Source organism: Lysinibacillus sp. RC46 (assembly GCF_041262385.1).
Classification (GTDB): domain Bacteria; phylum Bacillota; class Bacilli; order Bacillales_A; family Planococcaceae; genus Lysinibacillus.
Map to the genome: position 1 here is coordinate 14,416 of NZ_JBGCCF010000025.1, position 18,494 is coordinate 32,909.

Annotated in this window: 18 protein-coding genes; 2 read left to right on the plus strand and 16 right to left on the minus strand. The window is 36.6% G+C overall.

The window, feature by feature from the left end; all coding sequences use genetic code 11:
- Positions 1-261: 261 nt before the first annotated feature.
- The 11 genes from speE to ABH966_RS19815 form a co-directional block, all read right to left on the minus strand.
- Complete coding sequence (gene speE / locus ABH966_RS19765) at positions 262-1,116, minus strand: polyamine aminopropyltransferase (protein WP_370081387.1); 855 nt, start codon at positions 1,114-1,116, stop codon at positions 262-264.
- On the minus strand, positions 1,116-1,550 hold the full coding sequence (speD, locus tag ABH966_RS19770; RefSeq protein WP_082172725.1) for an adenosylmethionine decarboxylase: 435 nt from the start codon (positions 1,548-1,550) through the stop codon (positions 1,116-1,118). The genes speE and speD overlap by 1 nt, the downstream gene beginning before the upstream one ends.
- The gene (locus tag ABH966_RS19775; RefSeq protein ID WP_370081389.1) at positions 1,547-3,022 is read right to left on the minus strand and encodes an aminotransferase class I/II-fold pyridoxal phosphate-dependent enzyme; all 1,476 of its coding nucleotides are present in this window, start codon (positions 3,020-3,022) and stop codon (positions 1,547-1,549) included. Before ABH966_RS19775 ends, speD begins: the two co-directional genes overlap by 4 nt.
- 20 nt (positions 3,023-3,042) lie before the next feature.
- On the minus strand, positions 3,043-4,218 hold the full coding sequence (metK, locus tag ABH966_RS19780) for a methionine adenosyltransferase (RefSeq protein ID WP_370081391.1): 1,176 nt from the start codon (positions 4,216-4,218) through the stop codon (positions 3,043-3,045).
- Between the two features lie 787 nt (positions 4,219-5,005).
- The gene (locus ABH966_RS19785) at positions 5,006-6,151 is read right to left on the minus strand and encodes an ABC transporter permease (protein WP_370081393.1); all 1,146 of its coding nucleotides are present in this window, start codon (positions 6,149-6,151) and stop codon (positions 5,006-5,008) included.
- Complete coding sequence (locus ABH966_RS19790) at positions 6,151-7,272, minus strand: ABC transporter permease (RefSeq protein ID WP_370081395.1); 1,122 nt, start codon at positions 7,270-7,272, stop codon at positions 6,151-6,153. The genes ABH966_RS19785 and ABH966_RS19790 overlap by 1 nt, the downstream gene beginning before the upstream one ends.
- A gap of 15 nt (positions 7,273-7,287) precedes the next feature.
- Entirely contained in the window at positions 7,288-8,223 is a 936-nt protein-coding gene (locus ABH966_RS19795; RefSeq protein ID WP_370081397.1) for an ABC transporter ATP-binding protein, read from the minus strand.
- Between the two features lie 168 nt (positions 8,224-8,391).
- Positions 8,392-9,501, minus strand: coding sequence for a sensor histidine kinase (locus tag ABH966_RS19800; protein WP_370081399.1), 1,110 nt, complete (start codon positions 9,499-9,501; stop codon positions 8,392-8,394).
- A 1-nt stretch (position 9,502) separates the two neighbouring features.
- Positions 9,503-10,138 carry a response regulator gene (locus ABH966_RS19805; RefSeq protein WP_370081401.1) on the minus strand — a complete coding sequence of 212 codons (636 nt, stop codon included), beginning with the start codon at positions 10,136-10,138 and terminating at the stop codon, positions 9,503-9,505.
- A gap of 848 nt (positions 10,139-10,986) precedes the next feature.
- Positions 10,987-11,136: a hypothetical protein gene (locus ABH966_RS19810; protein ID WP_370081403.1), complete on the minus strand. Its 150-nt coding sequence runs from the start codon at positions 11,134-11,136 to the stop codon at positions 10,987-10,989.
- A 44-nt stretch (positions 11,137-11,180) separates the two neighbouring features.
- Positions 11,181-12,056 (minus strand): tyrosine-type recombinase/integrase, encoded by an 876-nt coding sequence (locus ABH966_RS19815; protein WP_370081405.1) that lies wholly within the window; start codon positions 12,054-12,056, stop codon positions 11,181-11,183.
- 343 nt (positions 12,057-12,399) lie between these two features.
- Between ABH966_RS19815 and ABH966_RS19820 the strand changes: the two genes are divergently transcribed.
- Positions 12,400-13,194: an enoyl-CoA hydratase/isomerase family protein gene (locus tag ABH966_RS19820; protein ID WP_370081407.1), complete on the plus strand. Its 795-nt coding sequence runs from the start codon at positions 12,400-12,402 to the stop codon at positions 13,192-13,194.
- A 47-nt stretch (positions 13,195-13,241) separates the two neighbouring features.
- Here the strand turns inward: ABH966_RS19820 and ABH966_RS19825 are convergent, their stop codons facing one another.
- A complete protein-coding gene (locus ABH966_RS19825) occupies positions 13,242-14,057 on the minus strand; it encodes a hypothetical protein (RefSeq protein ID WP_370081409.1) in 816 nt (271 codons plus the stop codon).
- Positions 14,058-14,279: 222 nt separating this feature from the next.
- Here ABH966_RS19825 and ABH966_RS19830 point away from each other — a divergent pair, with 222 nt between their 5' ends.
- Complete coding sequence (locus ABH966_RS19830; RefSeq protein WP_370081411.1) at positions 14,280-15,455, plus strand: aminotransferase class I/II-fold pyridoxal phosphate-dependent enzyme; 1,176 nt, start codon at positions 14,280-14,282, stop codon at positions 15,453-15,455.
- Between the two features lie 31 nt (positions 15,456-15,486).
- On the opposite strand, the gene ABH966_RS19835 is transcribed toward ABH966_RS19830, so the two are convergent.
- The 4 genes from ABH966_RS19835 to ABH966_RS19850 form a co-directional block, all read right to left on the minus strand.
- The gene (locus ABH966_RS19835; protein ID WP_370081413.1) at positions 15,487-15,957 is read right to left on the minus strand and encodes an NUDIX hydrolase; all 471 of its coding nucleotides are present in this window, start codon (positions 15,955-15,957) and stop codon (positions 15,487-15,489) included.
- 39 nt (positions 15,958-15,996) lie between these two features.
- Positions 15,997-16,377, minus strand: a complete 381-nt coding sequence (locus tag ABH966_RS19840) for a hypothetical protein (RefSeq protein WP_370081415.1) — start codon at positions 16,375-16,377, stop codon at positions 15,997-15,999.
- A 364-nt stretch (positions 16,378-16,741) separates the two neighbouring features.
- Positions 16,742-16,981 (minus strand): DUF2798 domain-containing protein, encoded by a 240-nt coding sequence (locus ABH966_RS19845; RefSeq protein ID WP_370081417.1) that lies wholly within the window; start codon positions 16,979-16,981, stop codon positions 16,742-16,744.
- A gap of 270 nt (positions 16,982-17,251) precedes the next feature.
- On the minus strand, positions 17,252-18,445 hold the full coding sequence (locus ABH966_RS19850; RefSeq protein WP_370081419.1) for an MFS transporter: 1,194 nt from the start codon (positions 18,443-18,445) through the stop codon (positions 17,252-17,254).
- Positions 18,446-18,494: the final 49 nt, after the last annotated feature.

Consider the following 18,494-nt stretch of genomic DNA (forward strand, 5'->3'; position numbering starts at 1 on the left):
AATTGTCAATATTTCTATTAAACACCAATTATTTCACACCTTTAGACCTACAAAAAAAAAAGCCACCTATGAGGCGACTTTTTTGTGTGTATTCACTCTTTTATACAATAAGTTTAAACTTCTGATTTACTATTACTTGTGATACGGAGGATAAGTGAGGTTATTATACGGAACTCAAATATAAATTTAACGAAGTCTCTACTTCCTTCGCAACAAGCTCCACAAAGTCCCTATAATCCTCTGTCGTAAGAGTTTTGAAGTTTATTCATCACGATCAAGCGCTTCTTTTACAAATGTAGGAAGGGCGAATGCACCAACGTGTAAATCTGTATTGTAATAGTTCGTTTTTAGAGCGAATTTGTCCCAAGCATCTACTTGAACATCTTTAATTGGATGTAACGCTTTTGAAGCAAATCCGAATAGCCAGTGTCCCGATGGATATGTTGGCATATGGAATTGATATACGCTTGCGATTGGGAAAATACCTTTAATTTTTTTATGTGCTTTACGCATGTTTTCTGCATACTCCGCGAAATATGGTGATTCGTGTTGGTTAATTAGAATTCCTTTTTCGTTTAATACACGATAACATTCTTTATAGAAAGCTGTTGTAAATAAACCTTCACCGACTGAAATTGGATCAGTAGAATCTACTAATATTAAATCGAATGATTGATCAGCTGCGTTTTGAACGTAAGCTAAGCCATCATCGAAAATCATTTCCATACGTGGATCTTCTTCAACACCAGCAGCTGTAATCGGAAGGTATTTTTGGCTTAAACGGAATACTAACTCATCGATTTCAACCATTACTACTTTTTCTACTGATGAGTAACGTAGTACTTCACGAGCAGTACCACCATCACCACCACCGATAATTAATACTTTTTTTATATCTGGATTGGTAGCGAATGCTGGGTGCGTAATCATATCATGATAAATGAACTCATCTTTTTCGTTGACCATCATCAATCCGTCTAAAGTGAAGAAAGTACCAAACTCCTCACCTTTATAAAAATCTATTTTTTGGAATGGAGATTGTTCACTATGAATTTCTTCGTTGTATCCGATTGAAAATTTACAGTTATTGCTCCATTGTTCTGTATACCATTTCATTAAATCACGTCCTCTAATACTTCTTGTTTTACTAGAATTGTATCAATTTCTTGTTCTGCAAATTGGCGAATTTTATCAGCCATTCCACGAGGTACTTCAAATGATTCTGTCTTTTTCGCTTGCAGTTTTTGTTCTAAATATTCTGCTGCTTTCCAAGGACTTACTGAGTCGCCACAAGTATAAACATCTACAGAAGCAAATCCGTATTCTGGCCAAGTATGAATCGTTAAATGTGATTCAGCAATAATGACTGCACCCGAAACACCATATGGGTTGAAATGATGGAAGCAAGATTCTACAATTGTTGCCCCAGAATAGTCTGCAGCTTCATTCATAAACTGCTCGATTAAAGCGTTTTGCTCAATAATTTCACTTGGGCAACCATAAAATTCGATTAATACGTGTCTACCTAATGTTGATAATTCAATGCTCATTTATCTATCTCCCTTACGACTGTTATAAAATTTTCTTCTTCAGTTTCGTTTAGAACATTCCCAAAATTAAGAAAATAGAAGTTATATAATTCTACTAATTCCTCTGAAATAACTTCTCCGGGGATTACTAATGGTATTCCCGGTGGATAAATCATTAATGAATCTGCACTAATTCGACCTACCGCATCATAAATTAAAATTGTTTCTGTTTCTGCATTACACGCCTGTTGCGGTGTCATTGCTAATCTATTTATTTGATTCGCTGTCACATAAACTGACTGAATCGCATCTTTTTTAGCGTGATTTAGTTCTATATCTTTTAACGCATGTACTAATTTACCAATTGTTTCATTCGTATCAGCATGACTAATGACTGCCATTATGACATAGCCTTCAGCAAGTTCTAATTGAATTCCGTACTGTTGTTTCAATATTGTGTAAACTTCAAAACCAGTTAAACCGATATCGTTCACACGAATAACAAGTTTCGTCCAATCATAGGATTGATTGAAATTTTGATGTACGTATTCAGCTTTAAGTACTTCATAGCGTGAATTATTTTCAATTTCTTCAACTGCCGCATCAACAATTGACTTTAAATTGCTATAACGTTGTTGTCCATACAACGCTAAATCCCTTCGTGCTACATCTAAAGAACTCATTAATAAATAATTTGCACTCGTCGTTTGCAGCCTATTTAATACCTTTTGCAAATGCTTCGAATCAATTCTTTTTTCTTGTAGTAAAAGAAGCGAACTTTGCGTTAATGAACCCCCAGTTTTATGCATACTCATCGTTACTGCATCTGCACCAGCACTAATTGCATCGTTTGCATCTGGTAAAAATGTTAAATGCGCTCCGTGTGCACTATCAACTATAACTGTTACATTTTGTTCATGTGCGAGTTGACAAATTTCTTGCAGTTTATTCATCGAACCAAAATAGGTTGGATACGTCACAAGTAAAGCTTTCGCTTGTGGATTTTCTGCAAGCGCCGATTTTACATGTTCAACTGAAATTCCGTGTGCAATACCAAAATGTTGATCAACTTCAGGTTGAATAAATACTGGTTTTGCTCCACTTAATATAATGCCGTTCATAACTGATTTATGGCAGTTACGAGGAACGATCAATGTATCTCCTTGTTTACATGTCGCTAAAATCATCGCCAGAATACCTACAGTAGTACCATTTACTAAAAAGTAAGCGTAGTCTACATTAAATGCTTGTGCAGCTAATTGCTGAGCTTCTTTAATAACCGATTCCGGATGACTTAATAAATCAAGTTCCTTCATCGAGTTTACGTCCATTCTTAATGTCATTTCTCCTAGCGTCCATTTTAATGGGTTTTCTTGTAGCCCCATTTTATGTCCAGGTACATCAAACGGCGTAACTTCTTGTTTAGCATAATTGACCAAAGCTTCAAATAATGGCATGCGGTCTTGAGTGGCTAAAAATTCTTCTGTAGCCACTCGATCTTGCACGCACTGCATTATTGTCCAATAGCAACTGCTAAGAGTTGCTGTAATTCCGAAACTTTGTCTGTTATTTCCCAAGTTACGTTTACATCACTACGTCCAAAGTGACCATAAGCTGCAACTTGTTGATATTGTGGTTTACGTAGATTTAGCATGTTAATAATGCCAGTTGGAGTTAAGTCGAATAATTGACGAATCGCTTTTAAAATTTCTTCTTTCGCTACTTTTTCTGTAGCAAATGTTTCTAAAGCGATACTAATTGGTTCACTTACACCAATTGCATATGATAATTGGATTTCACATTTATCTGCCAAGCCTGCTGCAACAATATTTTTCGCAACGTATCGCGCTGCGTAAGCCGCTGAACGGTCAACTTTTGTACAGTCTTTACCAGAGAATGCACCACCACCATGACGAGCCGCGCCGCCATAAGTATCAACAATAATCTTACGTCCTGTTAAACCTGCATCTCCGTGTGGTCCGCCTACTACGAAACGACCAGTAGGATTAATTAAAATGCGGAAGTCTTCATTCATACCAAATTGCTTTGCAACAGTTTTAATTACATTTTCTGTAACATAATCAATGAATGCAGCTCGGTCAAAATCATCATCATGTTGTATTGACATTAAAACAGTATCAATTTTAGGTTGCATACTATCTGTATAATCAATTGTTACTTGTGATTTCATATCTGGGCGAGCCCATTTGAATTGACCATTTTTACGTTGCTCCGTTGCACGTTTTACAAGCATATGCGCCATTTCAATTGCTAAAGGCATATAGTTCTCAGTTTCATTAGTCGCAAAACCGAACATAATCCCTTGGTCACCTGCACCAACTTCTTTTGTATCGCTTGAAGAATCAACACCCATTGCGATATCAGGAGATTGCGTGTGTACTAAAACTTGTACATTGCAGTTATGACCATCAATGCCGAACTTATCATCTGTGTAACCAATGCCGATTAGGGTATCACGGGCAATTTTTTCGATATCAAGTTCTGCTTTTGTTGTGATTTCTCCACCAACAATTACTGTGTTTGTAGTTGTGAATACTTCACATGCCACACGTGATAACGGATCTTGTGATAATGCTGCATCTAATACTGCATCTGAGATTTGATCTGCAATTTTATCTGGATGTCCTTCCGATACAGACTCCGATGTGAATAATACTTTTTCTGACAATTTTCACTGCTCCTAACAAAATAATAGATTTTAGGGCATAAAAAAAAGCTCACCCAATTTAAGGAAAGCTTCGAATACTATCAGCTGCTGTTCCTCTTATTGTTCACAAAAGTAAATTTTGTGCTCAGGTTCGGCCCACTGGATTTAATTCATTTTGAACTAAATTGTTTGGCCACCGTATCTTCGACCCCTCGTCTCAACGGTTATTAATAAGAGCTATATTATTATGCTGAGACTCATATTAAGTCATAAACAATTGAGTGTCAATTTATTTTTTCATGAATTATTGCTATGAAAATTAATTCATATACCCTTTTGCACACAAAAATACTAAGCGCAACACATTATATTTATTATTAAAAATGAATAATAATACACTCTAGGTATTATATTAATAATAATAGAACGAACTCCTATTAAATTTGTTAATAGATGCGTCAAAATAACATATTGTAAGCATAAAAAATTTTAGATCAGTAAAGGTAGATATAGGAATTTTTAGAGTCTTTTATTTATAGAAAATATTTAAATTTCTATAATTCAGAATATTATTTTCGGTCAATTATAGAGTTCTTCTGAAGGAATATTGATAAGTGTTATTGGATAAAGGTAATCATATTTATAAATTCATTAACATATAAATGTTTCCTCTTAGTAAGTAAACGATCTAAAAGGTGATACATTAATTTGTATCACCTCTAGCTATGTTTTAAAACCGACTCTATTTATGATACGGTTCACTGCACCAAGTTCTAGCTGCATTTTTTATAAAAATTTATAAACTATTTTATGCAAAATTTCGAACATCGTTATTTCGGCCAAATTTATAAACCGAGACTAGAAAAAATACGGCGGCAAACGCTAGTAGAATCAAAAAATTAAGGTAAAGACTGACAAAATCATGTCCCTGCTGTAGTTGGCTTATAGTATCAAGTACCCATCGTTGCGGCATAAAGTTGGCAATTTTCTGGATGGTCTTCGGCATAATTTCAAAAGGAAAAAAACAACCTGACAAGAGACACGATGGTGTCAAGATTAAATTTTGCAGCGCACTCGCCATCCCTGAACTATTAGAAAAGGAAATGAGCATTAGCGATAGACCTGCTGCCACTAAAGCAAACAAGATTAAAATGATGGACATTTGCCAAATGGACACATGCATCTCAATATGGAAGATATTCGTTATAACCAGTAGCGTAAAAATGATTTGGGCAACCATTACCAGCATACTGACAGCGATATTCGCAAGTACATACTTCCTGGCATTAATCGGCGTTGATAACAGACGGAAATAGGTACGATTTTCTTTTTCCTTCATAATGATTGTCGCAAAGTTTCCTGCTGATATTAGCAAAATCATTAACAAAAAGCCGATGGTCCGATTCGTCATATTTTTACCTTTTGAGGTATCTTGCAGTGTCTCTACATGAAACTTGAAATCAGCCTGTTGATAGCGGGCAGACATTTTTTGATACGCATCTTGATCACCATTTGCAGCCTTATTTAAGGCCATAACATTATCAAGATACTGGTAAAGATATGATTTTACAAAGCCGGTAACTTCAGCTCCTTTAATCGAGGCCAGCTGTATATGATCCGGGTTTCCTGTTTGAATACTTTCTGAGAATCCTTCGTCCAAAATAATAGCACAATCTAATTGCCCTGCAGCAATTTGATCCTTCATAGAAGATTCATTGACATTGACCAGGTCCATATTTTTCAAGTGTTTTAGAAAATTTACTGTATCTCCCGCAATCTGCCCCGAGTCATGATTGATTACCCCAACTTTCAGTGCTTGTTGGCCGCTTCCTACATAAGCCATAAAGGCAATGACAATTCCAATGAGCGGCCCACCAAAGTATAGAAAAATATTTCCTTTTTTCCTAAAAGCCACACTAAGAATTTTCTTCATCAGCCAGATTATATCTTTCATCATAATCCCTCCCTTCTTTGGAATGAAATGATGGCAATCGTTAAAAATAGAAGCGAAATCCCAAGATTTAAGGTGATTGGCAGCATCGCAGCCGATAGGTCATTGGCATAGATGATTTTCGTAATCCCCCGGTTTGACCATGTAAGCGGTGATAAATCCGCTATAAATTTAAGTGCCCCCGTGGCACCTTCAATTTTGAAATAGGCGCCACCAAAGTATGACGCAACCTGAACCACCAGGATGATGATTGTTCTTGAAGCCTCATGTGTTTTTGCCACATAGCTAACACCAAGGCCGAAACTGACCGCCAAAAATACTTCCGATATTAGGATAAGAAGAATCCACCCAATATGGCTTCCCCAGTCCACTTTATACACATAGTGGCTAAAGATGATAATTACAATAATACAGATCATGTTAACAAGAACACAGCCAATAATTTTCCCGAGAAAAATCTCACCTTTTCGAATCGGGGCAGCCAATAATCGAATCGAAGTATGATTGACTCTTTCATTGCGAAGAAGTCCCATTCCATACAGCGCCGTATAAAGGGCAATCATCGTCGTCATTACTATCGCATAGTAGTCCATCGAACCGGGCTCCTTCGTTGACTGCAGTGACGTTTCTTCTATAAAATCATGCTTGGCCGGGCTTGCTAAAACAGTACTGACTTTTGCTGGTTCAACACTTGCTACCGCAGCCGTAAGATTATATTTATCAGCAAATGCGGTCAGCATCCCTTGGAGAATACTTTCCTCGATGCTATTTTGGCTGCTGCCATATAATTTGAGTCCTTCATTGGTCACCTCAACAAAGGCAGTGTAGTGATTTCCTTCTACCTCCTTTTCCCCATTCACCCCGTCAGCTGCCTTCTTAAAATTAATGCCGGTGTCTTTAGCTTCCTTGATAAACGCATGAAAATAGGAAGAAATCTCTGAGCTAGCAGTAGTTCTATATAAGACATGAACATTGTCGACTTTTATTATATGATCAAAATCTTTGGATAAGGCGGAACCAAGAATCAACATCAAGACAATGGGAAAAGCCATCATTAATATAAATGTATGGTAATCCCGGAAGCTTACTTTAATTTGCTTCCAAATAATGTTAAGTACATTCAAAGAAATAACCTCCTTCTAATCTCTTAAGTTCCTTCCAGTAAGTGTTAGAAATACGGTTTCCAGATTCGGTTCCTTTTCCTCCAGTGAACTGATTTCAATCCCTTGATTCATTAAATACAAAAGAATATTATTTAAATTGTTTACGTCTATTTCCGAATTGATTTTGATCAGGTTCTCTTCCAAAAGGACAGATTTTACCCCATTGATTTCCTTGATCTTCTCTAAATCGATTTGTTCAATCGATTTTGCCTCAATCCAAATATCCTTTGTATTGGTAATAATCGCGATTAATTGCTCCTTCGTGCCTTCCGCAATCACCTTGCCGTGATCCATAATGGAAATCCGTGTACAGATTTCCTCCACCTCATCCATATAGTGGCTTGTATAAATAATCGTGCATCCCATCTCATTTAACTTGCGAATCGATTGTAGGATATAGTTCCGCGAATGCGGGTCAATTCCGACCGTTGGCTCATCCATAATAATCAACTTCGGACGATGGGCAATGGCACAAGCAATATTCAACCGTCTTTTCATCCCGCCGGAAAAATTCTTCGGAAACTCCTTCTGCTTATCAAGCAGGCCAACAAATTCTAATGCCTTTTGAGCCAGAGCTGTTAATTCCTCCCCTCTTAGCCCATATAATCCTGCAAAAAATTTCACATTTTCAAAAGTAGTGAGTTCTTCATAGATCGCCAAATCCTGTGGTACAATCCCGATATTCATCTTTGCAAAGCGGCTGTGTTTCCCGCTGTTTTTCCCAAGAACGTTAATTTCACCCTCGCTGCAGCGCAGGAGCCCAGCAATCAGATTTATAGTGGTACTTTTTCCAGCACCATTGGGTCCTAAAAGCCCAAAAATTTCACCTTCGCTTATGGAAAAAGATATATTATCAACAGCAAGAAAATCATCAAACTTTTTTGTTAAATTTTTCACTTCAAGTACCTTCAAATGATTTCACCCCTCGTTAACTTTCTGTCTTCATTATAAAAAAAAGGATGAAGCCGCATAAGTGCAACAATTCATCCTTTTCACATGAAAAATTTCATATTTTTTTGGTTACCTTTTTCATTGGAACAGTGGTTCAGGCACCATGCGTATTTTCCACAATTATATTGTTTATTGGATTGGAATTAACATCGTGACTGAAAAGCCATCAGTTCCGTCCACAATAATCTTTCCATTGATTGATGCGGTCCGTTCCTCCATTCCAATCAATCCAAGCCCTTTTTTTACCTTTTGGATTCCAACTCCATTATCCTTCACTTCCACTTTGATCATCGTGTTGAGGACGTGAATTTCAATGGAAACCGTCGTCGCTTCCGAATATTTAAGGGCATTTGTTAAGGACTCTGTTAAATTTTCCTGAATAATTTTCCACTGAATCGGGGTGATCCGTTCCATATTTCCCTTATAAACAAAGGGCATATTCATCGAATGTTTGGCAGAAAACTCTTCTATGAATAATTTCATCCGATTTATGCCCATTTGTTCTGTAGGTGGCTTTAAATTTTTCAGGGTCATTCGGATATTTTCGATACCCAATTTTGAAATATTAATAGCATTTTGCAGCAATTCTAGAGCTTTCACCTGATCAGATCCCACCAACCGCTTGGCCGCCTCCATTTGAATGAGTGCGCCGGTCATCGAATGGCCAATTTTATCATGAAATACTTGAGCAAGGCGATTCCTCTCTTCCAATTTAAACGTATATTCAGATTGCCTGATAAATTCATTATTTTCATTCAAGCTTTTCGTTATCTTCTGAAGATTTTTCCTCATCATATCCAATTGATCCTCTTGCCTTTGCAGTCGTGTAACAAACTGCAGAAGCATCATATAAATGAGACAACTTAGAGCTGCCACCAGTCCATATTGAAAACTTAAATCATCTTGAAGCCAAATAAGTGGCAGAAATACCAAGATTAGCATCATAAACCGTTTTTCCAGATTAATAGGAAAAAATTCGCATAGATTTAACGGCAGCAGAATGATAAAAAGTGGATGTACCTTATAATAGGAAAAAAGAATTTGGACCAGTGAGAGAAATAGAACAACCTTCTTTATCCTTTGTCGCTTGACGATATAGAGCACAATATTGATGATCAAATAAAGCAGAAGGGAAAAAATAATCCAGGGGATATTCTGGACCGGGAATGTGACATGAATAAACCAGAGCGACAAATATCCTAATAATATGAGTTTACTAAGAATGATGAAGAATTCCATGTTAGTGAATTCTTCCCGTTAAAAAGTAAATCGCAATTTGCGTGCGATGACTCAACCCCGTTTTATTAAAAATAGAAGTAATATAGTTGGCAATCGTTCCTTCAGAAATATAAAGTTGTTTGGAAATCTCCTTATTTGAAAACCCCTTTGCAATTAAAGCCATAATATCCAATTCCCGCTCACTAAACAGGCTCGTATCTACTTTACTTTCCTGCTTATTTTCCATCAAATTGGATTTTATTTTCTCCAACACAACGTCCTGCATGATGCTATTGCCATTATACACACTAGTAATCGCTTCACGAATTCGTTCCGGGTCATTATTTTTCAATAAATAGCCTTTGGCGCCATTCTTAATGGCATCCAAAATATACTCGTCATCATCAAAAGTAGTAATAATTAACGGCTTTGTCTTTGTTTGTTCACTAATTAATTTGGTTGCTTCCACACCATTCATATTCGGCATCCGCACATCTAATAAGACCACATCGATTTCATGCTGTTTACAGTAATCCAGCGCCTCTAGCCCGTCATTTACCGCAGCTACCACTTCGAATTCTTCATATGTATTTAATATTATTTTCATTCCTTCACGAATAAAAGAATTATCATCAGCAATCAGCACTTTGATTTTCATTTTCCCACCATCCTCTTCCATTATCATATGGTATCATAACGCATTAATAAGTGTTAGAAAATATTCGGCTTTTAGGTAAAAATTTGAAAATAAAAACAATTCCCATATATCGATGAATTCGACAAAATGTGAGTTAAGACAGATGCTTATAGTAGATAAAAGCGATTGCTATAGATTAGTAGCAATCGCCTTTTATAAAATCTCATTTACTTATGGTACGGTTCACCGAAACTAATATGAAATTGTATTACCTATTTTCGATCGTACGCCTATCTCTATTGTTAAATGATAAAACAGGACATCTTTCTTCAAGTTACCTGCACCGTTAGCACAAGAAGCATTGCTCTAATTGAACAATCGTCCCCCTTACTTTAAGTGCATTTATTCATTGCTATTTAAAGAATAAATGAAAGTACATATTATTAATTATGCCTCGGCATTATCTCTCCCAAAATAAAATACCACCGTCACCTGCAACTACAAAATAATTACCACTAAATGAAAATCCATAGCAATACAAAAATCCTCTATAAATGCGAACACAATTTTTATTGTATCCTTCGACCAAACAGTCCTCAAACGCAGGTTGTTAAATTATATCTTCACAAGAGTATAGAGGAGATACTCTTTGTAAACTATCCCCGAATTTATTACTGATTGGCAGTATCCCCCCCATATTTGCCTGCCAATTTTATTGATTTATCTTTTAAAATGTCAAAGCCTTCACAAATTAAAAGGGTTTCATCTAAGTCAAAGTCATCTGAATAATCTCGAGACATTTTTTCTGCTTTTGCTAAATCTATAATTCCTCTACCATTATTAGATACGACAAGTAATAAATCGGATGATTAATCAAAGCCGAAATATTCAAATCCACCAATACTAAAATTACCCTTAAAAGTCCAACCAACCGGACCTTTAGCATAAGGTATTTGTTCTAATCTGCTATATATATTTTTTCTATGTTTCTCAAATGCCTTACTTTTAAAGTAATCCATGATAACCTCTATTATTGAACTATTTTTTTATTAAAAAACCATCTTTATTCAAAACGCCCTTGCCTTTCAGTAAGCACCCATTTTCGGACATAGCCCATCTTTTCTTGAATATTTTCGATTGTTTTTTCACTTTGAAATGCCTTTTGCATGACAGTGTAGCGCAAATCCGTAGCTCTCACATTCGTATCGATATCCTTTGACATCGTTTGGAAAATTCGCTCAATTGTTTTCGTTGAAATGGCTTTTGATTGACTAGCCTCGCTAACCCAAAGCCATTCTCCTAACTTTCCTTCATGTAACTCCTCTGTTGCCTCTTTATAGTACGCGAGCATGTCCATTAATATCGGCGAAAGCTTTATTTCTCTACGTCCATTATTGTTAGCAATGTAAACTACAGATGAATCAAAGTTAATATGAGCCCATTTCATACGTACAAGCTCTGCTGGCTTACATCCTGTTTCCATCAGTATTTGGACGATGCAGCCATTACGCCTTGCCAACCATGCATGCTCCACAGTTTTGGCGTATTGAAAATAAGTTGGCCAGATATTCGCAATTTGCATCAATTGCTTATTAGTCAGTAATGTTAAAGCTTCTTTTTGCCTCTTTTTTGGCTGTAAAATGCCCTCATAGTCAAATGGCTCCACCCACTCTCTTAAAAAGACAAAGTCTACAAAGCCTCGTATTGTAGCAATTTTATGATTAAACGTGTTGACATTTGCATAAGTCTCTTTTAAATAATTACTATATACAAATAACAATTCTTTTAAATGATGATCCACATACAAGTAGTTATTGTCATGAGCAAACACTAAAAATTGCTGTCCATCGATATTGTACTGCTTTTTAGTAGCTGCGCTTTTCTTTAAAGAATTTAAAAGTAATAAATAACTGTTCCATGCTTCCCCTAGCGTGACCATCTGGCTACCTCCTTATTAACTGTGCGTGTTTTTACTTTAGTTTACTATATTTTGGGTGCGTACGTTTATTATTAATTTATATAAATTGTAATGTCGGATAATCTGTAGTATACATACACGATCCTGCCTCCACTGTTCAAATGGTCCGCTAGCAGTGTCTCATATCTTTTGCTTTCTTACAATAGTAATTCCACTCTTACTGTTGTAGTACAATTTCTTTAAAATGCCTCTATTCTTGTATAACAGGACTTATTTACATGAAAATTCGTATAATTTAGTGTTTATTGCCGTTTGTGTTATATAATAAGTGTATCAACTAAAACATGTAGGGGGCTTTTCAAATATGCAAGTAAAAACAACTCGACTTGAAGCAGAAGACGCAAAGATTATTTATCAAGAAACAGCTGGCCTAGCGATTATTACGATCCATCGCCCACAGGCTAAAAACGCGCTAACAGCAAATATGTGGGATCAATTAGCTAAAATTGCCCTACAAGTATTAGGTAATCCGAAAAATAAAGTATTGATTTTACGCGGCTCTGGCGAAAACTTTACGGCCGGCTCTGATATTAAAGAATTCAACGCTATTTCCCTTGAAAAAGCCGAAGAAGCATTTGTACATATGGAAAAAACGATTTCCACAATTGAGCGTTTACCAATTCCAACGATTGGCGTCATTAATGGACCCGCAATGGGCGCTGGCTTAGAGCTTGCATTAGCTTGCGACATTCGCATTGGCTCAGAAAAAGCAAAGCTTGGGATCCCGGTCGGTAAATTAGGGATCACCTTAAATAACAAATTTGCCCAGCGTTTAGTTCAACTAGTTGGCCCTTCTACAACGAAGGATTTAGTATTTACCGGTCGTATGTTTAAAGCTGAAGAAGCTTTCAAGCTAGGCATGCTTAACTATTTAGTCACTGAAAAAGATTTAAATAAATACATGATTCGCATGGGTAAGCTTGTTGCAGGAATGTCTCCTGAATCTTTACTAGCTGTAAAGGAATCTGTGCAAGAATGCGTGGACAGTGCTCCAACATTATGGCAAGGTTCAACACCGTTTGTTGGTAAAGATTTTGAAGAGGGCTGCCGTGCCTTTGTAGAAAAACGTCAACCTCGCTTTACACGTCAATCAAAATAAAAAAACAGGTACTCTACTCGCCCTCATGCGAATGGAGTACCTGTTTGTTAAGATTTCCGCTTTAGCACGACCGATTTAATGTTGAGATGAATCGCATCTAATTCATAACCAAAATGTTGATGAAATTCCTCTTGTATCATTTTTTGTAATGCATACAATCGATCTGGTAAGGAATAATTAATGGGGAGCTTTAGCTGTAATGTAATTGTTGCTTGTGCTAGATCACCTAATGCGAATTGTACGTGCTCGACTTTGTGTACAATATCATGCTTGGCACAGCAATATGTTAGTAACTGCACGTAAACATGTTTTCCAATATCGATATACTCCTGTTGAAAATCAGGGCGAACAATCGTCGTCTCCCCTATTTTTTCACGCTTTGAAGAGAAAATCTCCATCCCTCTTTGAACGAGTCGTATAAAAAAGTTTTGTTCGACTTGTCGATACGGTATTGGCATGACGTGCTTACCTTGTGTCTGTCGAATAAAGCGAGCTTTGGCAATTTCTTTTTGGGAACGTACGTCTTCAACATAGTAATATTGATCAATAGGACCAAGCTCTAGCTGTCGAGCTATCGTTTTTGTCATTTTATCGGATGTTCCGATCAGTAAAATCGATTGTACTTTATATGTATCAAGTGCTTTTTTTACTTCCTCGCGATGTGTATCATCTGTAAAAATAGCTCGACGAACGGCTGTTATCGTATTTTTCTCAAATTTTGCGGAGATTCCCGCTACTTTCACACCATCGACAATGAGAAGACCATCATCAATAAGAGCCTCTACTCCGATTTTATGAGCGAAAACAAGTGCACTTGTACTTTTCCCTGTTCCACTTGGACCACTTAAAGAATAAACGTTCATGACTAACAGCTCCTTTTCATTTCATGATAGCAGAAACGTAACAGTTTTTCCGTCATATAATATTGTTTCCATCATTAGTTAAAATATTTCCGCTAGTCTACGCACACATCTTCTTCATTATAGAAATATATTCTTTTTTCAGAATAACTTTCCCTTTATGTGCTTTAGTATGATAAAATGTGAACTACTATTCTGTTATAGAACTATAAGGAGTGTACTAGTTTGAAAATCGTACCATCTAAAAAAATGTCTTTATTTACAGCAGCAATCTTCGGAGATTTAAAAAATCATGCCAAGCTACAGGAAGCAAAAGGCATGAAATTGATTGACTTAAGCTTAGGTAGTCCAGACCTCCCCCCTGACGCTAAAATTCGCGAGCATTTATCGTATAGAGCAGGCTTAGCAGAATCCTACGGGTATACATTAACAGGCACGCAACGTTTTTATGAAGCTGTTAGTCGTTATTATAAACGTCGTAGCAATGTAGATTTAGATCCCGCTTCTGAAATCATTCAAACAATTGGCTCTCAAGAAGGTTTAGTACATTTACCAATCGCCTTTTGTGATCCAGGAGATATTGTTTTATCCACAAACCCAGCTTACGTTGCCTATGATGCAGGAATTCATCTAGCAGGTGCAACTCCCTACTATATGCCTCAAACAGCTGATAACGATTATTTACCAGACTTAGACGCTGTTCCTGAAGATATTGCGCAAAAAGCAAAACTACTAATTTTAAACTTACCAGGTAATCCAGTGCCTGCAATGCCTTCAATGGCTTATTTTGAAAAAGTCATTGCCTTTGCGAAAAAATATAACATCATCGTTCTACATGATGCAGCATATTCTGAGTTCTACTTTACAGGTGATGGACCAATTAGCTTCCTAGCCGCTCCTGGCGCAAAAGAAGTTGGCATGGAGATTAACTCATTATCGAAAAGCTTTAGCCTAGCTGGTACACGAATCGCTTATATCGCAGGTAATGCTGAGATGATTTCGATTTTAAAACAATTAAAATCAAATTTAGATTTCGGTATTTTCGAGCCAATTCAAGATGCGGCAGTCGTAGCACTTGATAACGCAGAGGAAATTACTGCAGGCCTACGTGCAACATTCTCAGAACGCCATAAAACATTAATGAATGGCTTACGTAACTTAGGATGGGATGTAGCTCCTTCTGAAGGTGGCATGTTCGTCTGGGCAAAATATCCTTTCGATATTGACTGCACAGAGCTAGCCTTTAAAATAATTGAACAAGTTGGTATCGTGACAGTCCCTGGTACAGTATTTGGTTCAGCTGGACAAGGTTATTTACGTTTAGCCTTAGTACAACCAAAAGAATTGTTACAGGAAGCTGTTGATCGTTTAGCACAAGTGCAAGTTACACCACAAAAATAATCATTTAAACAACATGAAAGCCCTTCTAACTTTAATAGTTGGAAGGGTTTTTGCCATTGCTTATTATGTAATCTTCAAGTATCGGTCTATCAGGTGGACTAATATTTTTGGGTAAATCATTTAAAGAGAAAAATTGTAGCATTGTTGCCTCATTTTGATCATGAACAAGTAGGCCACTATATTCTTTACATTCAAATGCTGTAACAACTATATAAACTTCATCACCATGCGGATATTGATAATAAAAATCTTGTCCAGAATACGTATTGATTAATTGTAGACTTTTTGCCTTCAGTCCTGTTTCCTCAAATAATTCTCGATGGGCAACTTGCTCTAATGTTTCACCCAGCTCCATCGATCCCCCAATTAACCCCCAACATCCATTATCTATCCGAAGTTGTAATAAAACCTGATTACGACTATTTATGACTAATACACAAGCACCACACATAATTAATGGTCTGGTTCCAACTACTTTACGCAAATCCTTTATATATCCCATACAATCCTCCTTTAATACGTAGGCTCCTATTCAACTCCCTTATTCGTTAAAATTGACTGGTATTTTCACTAACAAATAGTCTCCAGTCCACTTTTGTGTCACTACAATCAAATTTTCACCATGTCTTTCAAAGAAGAGTCCATTACCATCCTTGTGTTTGAAAATCCAACCATTTTGGCTAACCATTTTCTTGATCATATCATCTGCTACTGATATATTTCGTTCATCTATTACATACCACTCATAACCGTTTTCATTCGACAATTTAACAAGTTGTTTCTCGGTATCATTTATTTTTTCTATAACAGCTTTTTTGCTTAGATTTTCTATAGGGAGTGGTGGAAGATAGAGTTTGTTGTAAAATACGAATGCTCCAACAAGGATAATTATTATTCCGATTGTTAATAACATCTTCTTCATAAAAACACCTCCTTCTACAAATATCCATCAACAAATTTTCTCTCCTATTTTACAGCAGATTTAAATTGTATGGATACCGCTTCAGCATATCTTTCTAATGTCGATCAGAATAGTGAAATACAAAAGTAATATAGTGAATCAAAATATTTAGTGGAGGTTAATATAATATTGGGAGTGGAAGAATAATCAGACTTTCAAGGATCAACAGTTTGTGCTGATCTATGAAAGTAGCATTAAGAAATGAGTATGTGAAACCGATTTACACGCTTATGTTGTTTTTCTCAAGGTTTGGGGGACGAGTCCAATGATTTAAAATAAAGTGATGATGATTTATCTATAGACGACATAGTATTTCACTTTACTCTTAAGCTTCGTTCTCAATAAATGTGAATATTTTCATTATCTTTTTAACTACAAAAGGTAGTAAGTTAGAAGCTAAAAATGCAACCACAAAAGCAATTCCCCATGCTTTCATCCATGATTTAAAGAATAAAGATGTATATCCAACATTCATTGAAGTCATAACGAAAGAGATAATACTGGATATACCTAAAATCATAAGGACACTAAAAATTAATGGTTCGAATTTTTTATTGATTTTCAAAATTCACACCTTTTTCTATCTATTCTATGCTATCAAATTTAATCAACATCTAATCTTACAGTCTAAAATTTAGGTTGTTTTGCTTTGCAAATAGCAATTTTAAAGAATAACCTTACAAAAAAACCCCCGAATAAAAATATTCGAAGGAATGTAATTACTATATTCATTTATTATTTTTTCGTTTACTCTTTTCTTTAAATAATTATGTTGTATGTCATCTGTATCTGCTAAAGCTTCTTTTCTATTTGAATGAACATCCATATAGTTTAATTACTTTTTCTCGGTCGCATAATAAATCATCGCAATGGTCGGTAAAGCTATTCCAATCAAAAATGCTGCTTTCCAACCAAACATGGCGTATGCCCATCCTCCTGTCGCAGAACCAATAGCACCACCTCCAAAAAAAATGGCCATGTATAATCCATTAAGTCGGCTTCGAAACTCTGCTCCCAATGAGAAAATAGCGCGTTGACCAAGGACTAGATTAGCAGAAACCCCCATGTCTAAAAGAATTGCCGAAACTACCAATATTACTAATGCTAATGTCGAGCCTCTTTGAATCATAAGGGGTAGAATGACAGAAATGATAACTAAAGCTAAAGCTAATCCTGTAGCTGGTCGAACCCAACCTTTATCAGCAAGACGACCTGCCACAGGTGCAGCAACCGCTCCAGATACTCCTACCAATGCGAACAACGCAACTTCTTTTTGCGAAAAATTGAAAATCGGACTGGTCAATAACATAGGAACAGTTGTCCAGAACAAACTAAAAGTTCCGAACACACAAAAGTGATAGATTGCTCTACGTTGTAGGACTGGTGTCGATTTGAGTAAATGCAACATAGATATCAGCAGTGTTGAATATTGTGTTGTTGTCATTGGTTGCCTTGTTGGAAGTAACTTTACTAATACAAAAGCCAGAATAAAAATTATTACAGCGGAAAAGACGAATATAGCGCGCCAGCCCATAAACTCCGCCACAATACTTGATATGGGACGAGCGAGCATGATACCAAGTAACAAACCACTCATAACATTCCCCACATTGCGACCACGTGTGGCATCGGGTGAAAGATGAGCTGCATACGGTACTAGTACCTGAGCTGCTACTGAGCCTACCCCGATAAACAGTGAAGTTGCAAGAAATAGCGTAGCACTTTTAACCACTGCAGCAATCGCCAACACGACTGCAGTGAAGAGCAATAAAGTAACAACAAGTTTTCTATTTTCCAGGATATCTCCCAGAGGAACGATAAATAACAATCCGATTCCGTATCCAATTTGAGTCAGCGTGACGATGAGGCCAGCTGCCCCGGAAGATAATTCGAGTGTAGAACTGATGGGTCCTACTAAAGGTTGCGCATAATAGAGATTAGCAACAATCACGCCACAAGCTATGGCCAAAATGAGTATAATCCACGATGAAACAGGTTTCTCCATTTTTTGTTTTGCGATTAAACTCATAGAAAACTCTCCCTCACTTTATTAAAGTCGTATTTACCGGAATGATCAT